This window comes from Hominilimicola sp., from assembly GCF_046972485.1.
GTDB classification, from domain to species: domain Bacteria; phylum Bacillota; class Clostridia; order UBA1381; family UBA1381; genus Hominilimicola; species Hominilimicola fabiformis.
The window spans coordinates 1-4,769 of sequence record NZ_JBKVWU010000150.1; the positions used below are offsets into that span (position 1 = coordinate 1).

The window sequence follows — 4,769 nt, forward strand, 5'->3', positions numbered from 1 at the left end:
CATAAAAAGTGCGTCTGACAAATTGACCGCAATCAATCCGTCAAACACGCCTTTGTGTTTAATTTAACTATTATTTTTTATTCCGATTGAACCGTAAAAGCAAAAAAGACGCATTTGTAAGAATATCCTCTTACAAACACGTCCTTGTGTTCAATCACTGTAACATTATTATACAACACTAACTTTTTGTTGTCAACAGTTTTTTTGAAATTTTTCTGGAAAGAGAAAGCGAGCTAATAAATTAGCTCGCTGAGGGGGTATATATATTAATCTTTGAAAAAGAGATTAACCTTATTAAATTACATTGATCTTTTCTCGTTATACGATACAACAAAGTCAGGGTATGCTGATGCAAGACCATGTTCTGTTGAGTCAAGACCTTCAATTTCTTCTTGTGGCTTAGCACGAAGCAATCCTGCCTTCTTCAATACAACAAACAGAATTGAACCAACGATTGCTGCCCAAGCGATTAGTGAAACAGCACCCAATGCTTGAACGCCCAAAGCCTTTAGACCGCCGCCATAGAACAGACCAAGCAATTCTGCACCGGCACTTGTATCTGAAGCAAACAAACCGACTGCGATTGTACCCCAAAGACCGCATATACCGTGAACACTGATTGCACCGACAGGGTCGTCAACCTTTAGCTTTGTATCGATAAACGGAATTGCAAGACACATCAAGATTGCACCGACAACACCGATAATAATTGACGCAAACGGAGTTACAAGGTCACAAGGAGCTGTGATTGCAACAAGACCGCCAAGAACACCGTTTAGAGTCATTGAAACATCAGGCTTACCGTAACGAATCCATGTAAAGAACATTGTTGTGATTGCAGCTGCACAAGCGGCAAGGTTAGTTGTGATAAATACCTTAGCGGCTACTTGTACGCCACCGTCTGAAAGACCGCCTGTTGATGCAGGGTTAAATCCGAACCAACCTACCCAAAGGATAAGTACGCCAAGTGCACCGATAAGAATGTTGTGACCCGGAATAACGTTTACTTTTCCGTCATTTGTGTACTTGCCGATTCTCGGACCAAGAATTGCAGCACCTACAAATGATAATGTACCGCCAAGCATATGAACGATTGCACTACCTGCAAAGTCATGGAAGCCTAACTCTGACAACCAGCCGCCGCCCCATACCCAGTGACCTGCGATTGGGTAAATGAACAATGAAATAGCCGCACTGTAGATACAATATGCTTTGAAGTTTGTTCTTTCAGCCATTGCACCCGAAACGATTGTTGCAGATGTTGCACAGAATACAGTTTGGAAGAACAATGCCGTATAATCCATATTCTCTGCACCTGCCATACCGTTCATAAACATATCTCCGAACGGAATACCGATAAACCCGTTACCTTCGCCGTACATAAGTCCGTAACCGATAACCCAATAAATAATTGAACCGAACATAAAGTCAACTATGTTCTTCATAATAATGTTACCTGTGTTTTTACTTCTTGTAAAGCCTGCTTCAACCATTGTGAAACCTGTTTGCATAAAGAACACCAATACACCGCCAAAGAATAACCAAAAACAGTCTACTGCTGTTGTTAATAGTTCTGTACTCATAATCAATCAATCCTCCTATTTAATGAAACTTTCTATAATAAAGCCTCTCTGTCTTCTTCACCGGTTCTTACCTTAATAACTCGTGATACCGGAGAAATGAAAATCTTACCGTCACCGATTTCGCCTGTTCTTAAAACCGAAATCGCTGTATTTACAACATCTTCAACCGGTACTGTACATACAACCATTTCAATCTTAATTTTCGGAAGTAAATCAACGTTATACTCAACACCTCTGTACTGATGTTTCTGACCTTTCTGTACACCATATCCAAGAACATTGGTAACTGTCATACCGTTGATTCCGATTTCATTCAAAGCCGCCTTTAAATCTTCAAGCTTGCTTTGTCTGGTGATAATTTCGACTTTTGTCATTTCTGCCATGACTAAACTCCCCTTTCTTTTAAACAAAAAAGCGTGTCTATCGAAGTTTTCTGATACTTTCGATAAACACGCCTTTGTGCTTAATTATAATGTATAATATTAAGTTTTCCTAATTGAACTGAAAAAGCGCATTCGTAAGACCTTTTTTCAATCTTACGAACACGCCCTTGTGTTCAATCTCTTTAACTTTAATTGCATTATACGCCTATGGATTTAAAATGTCAATAGCTTTTTTTAATTTTGACTAACATTACAAAATAAAAGTTACTTTGCACTTATTTATTTAGAAAATATAAACAAACCTTGACACCAACCAACAAAATCCGTACTATATGTTGACAAACCACTCATTGCGTGGTACAATAATAAAAATGACATAAAGGAGATATAAAACAGTATGTACTGCGTAGGCAATTACAACTCAATAAAAGCAGACAAAGGGTATTCTGTTTCCCCTTTATTTCTATTTTCTTTTTTAAAAACCAATTGACAATGTTATTTATTCATTGTCTTTTTTTTTGGGCTATATAGCCTAATTCACTAACATGGAAGGAGAACAATTATGAAAGCACAGCTTATTTTGGAAAACGGTATGCGTTTTTCGGGAACGGTTTTCGGCGCTGAGAAAAACATCGTCGGAGAAGTAGTTTTCACAACCGGTATGACAGGCTATCAGGAAACTCTTACTGATCCGTCTTTTGCAGGTCAGATTGTCACTATGACTTTCCCTCTTATCGGTAACTACGGAATTAATCTTGAGGATATGGAGGCAAAGCACACTAATCTTAAAGCATTTGTAGTAAGAGAAAAGTGCGATTTTCCGTCTAACTTCAGAAATGAAATGAACCTTGATGATTTTCTTCGTCAACAGGGTGTTGTAGGTATTGAGGGTATCGATACAAGAGCACTTACAAGAGTTATCCGTGAAGCAGGTACAATGAAGGGTGTCATTATGCAGGGCGAGCCGAGTGATGAAGAAGTCAATGTACTTATGAACTCTCTTGACAACAGTCACGTTATTATGGACACAACTGCCGAGCAGGTATATACATTAAATGAAACAGGCAGACCGCACGTTGCTTTCATAGATATGGGTGCAAAACAAGGTATTATCCGCGATTTATTGAAGAGAGGCTGTAAAATTACAGTATTCCCTGCCAACATTCCCGCTTCGGTTATCGAAGAAGCAAATCCGGACCTTGTATTCCTTTCAAACGGTCCCGGCGATCCGCTTGACGCTCCGGGTACAGTTGATACTGTTAAGCAATTAATAGGTAAATATCCAATCTGCGGTATCTGTATGGGACATCAGATTATAGGTCTTGCACTTGGCTGCGAAACTAAGAAATTAAAGTTCGGTCACCACGGCGGAAACCACCCTGTAAAAGACCTTACAACAGGCAATGTTTTCATTACAAGCCAAAATCACAACTATATAGTTGCAGATTTGCCGGACACTGTTGAAGAAACATTTGTAAACGTAAATGACGGTACTTGTGAGGGTATCAGACATAAAACTCTACCAATCCAAAGCGTTCAGTTCCACCCTGAAGCATCACCGGGACCGCTTGATACAGGTTGGTTATTTGACAGATTTTTAAAGGGGGTAAACTAATATGCCTTTAGATAAAAGTATAAAGAAAGTTCTTGTTATAGGCTCAGGTCCTATCGTAATCGGACAGGCTGCCGAATTTGACTATTCGGGTACACAGGCTTGTCAGGCAATTAAAGACGAGGGTATTGACGTTGTACTTGTAAACTCAAACCCGGCTACAATTATGACTGACAGAGGTATGGCTACAAACACTTATATTGAGCCGCTTACCGCAGAATATGTAGAAAAGATTATTCAAAAAGAACGTCCGGACTCAATTATCGCCGGTATGGGCGGTCAGACAGGTCTTAACCTTGCTTGTGAGCTTTACGACAAGGGCGTTTTTGAAAAGTATAATATGAAGGTTATCGGTACTTCAATTCCGTCTATCAAAGAGGGTGAGGATCGTGACAGCTTTAAGCGTCTTATGGAACGCACAAATCAGCCGATTGCTCCGTCTGAAATCGTTACAGATGTTGAATCGGGTCTTGCATTTGCAAAGAAAATCGGCTACCCTGTCATCGTTCGTCCCGCTTACACACTTGGCGGTACAGGCGGCGGTATTGCTGAAGATCCCGAACAGCTTGAAACAATCCTTTCACAAGGTTTGCACCTTTCAAGAGTAGGTCAGGTTCTTCTTGAAAAGTCAATCAAGGGTTGGAAAGAAATCGAATTTGAAGTTATGCGTGACGGTGCAGGTAACTGTATCACGGTATGTTCAATGGAAAACATCGACCCTGTCGGTGTTCACACAGGTGACTCAATCGTTGTCGCTCCTGCACTTACTTTGGCTGATAAAGAATATCAAATGTTGCGTAAAGCAGCTATTGATATTATCAATTCAATCGAAATTAAAGGCGGCTGTAACGTACAGTTTGCACTTGATCCGGAAAGCTTTAACTATGCGGTTATTGAAATTAACCCTCGTGTGAGCCGTTCATCAGCACTTGCATCAAAGGCAACAGGCTACCCTATCGCTAAGATTGCCGCTAAGATTGCACTTGGCTACAACCTTGACGAAATCAAAAATGCCGTTACAGGTAAGACATACGCTTGCTTTGAACCTGCTATCGACTACGTCGTAACAAAAATTCCAAAATGGCCGTTTGATAAATTCTTCGGTGCAAAGCGTAATCTTGGTACAAAGATGATGGCTACAGGTGAAATTATGGCTATCGGCAATACTCTTGAATCATCACTTCTAAAGGG

The 4,769-nt window shown here is 40.2% G+C and carries 4 protein-coding genes; 2 read left to right on the plus strand and 2 right to left on the minus strand.

Annotated elements, in window-relative coordinates; genetic code table 11:
* Positions 1–299: 299 nt before the first annotated feature.
* Complete coding sequence (locus ACLTU0_RS10805; RefSeq protein ID WP_412322438.1) at positions 300–1,583, minus strand: ammonium transporter; 1,284 nt, start codon at positions 1,581–1,583, stop codon at positions 300–302.
* A gap of 32 nt (positions 1,584–1,615) precedes the next feature.
* On the minus strand, positions 1,616–1,966 hold the full coding sequence (locus tag ACLTU0_RS10810) for a P-II family nitrogen regulator (protein WP_022230787.1): 351 nt from the start codon (positions 1,964–1,966) through the stop codon (positions 1,616–1,618).
* Between the two features lie 562 nt (positions 1,967–2,528).
* Here ACLTU0_RS10810 and carA point away from each other — a divergent pair.
* Entirely contained in the window at positions 2,529–3,581 is a 1,053-nt protein-coding gene (carA, locus tag ACLTU0_RS10815) for a glutamine-hydrolyzing carbamoyl-phosphate synthase small subunit (protein ID WP_147514819.1), read from the plus strand.
* A gap of 1 nt (position 3,582) precedes the next feature.
* A partial coding sequence (carB, locus tag ACLTU0_RS10820; protein WP_412322440.1) for a carbamoyl-phosphate synthase large subunit occupies positions 3,583–4,769 on the plus strand: 1,187 nt, incomplete at its 3' end.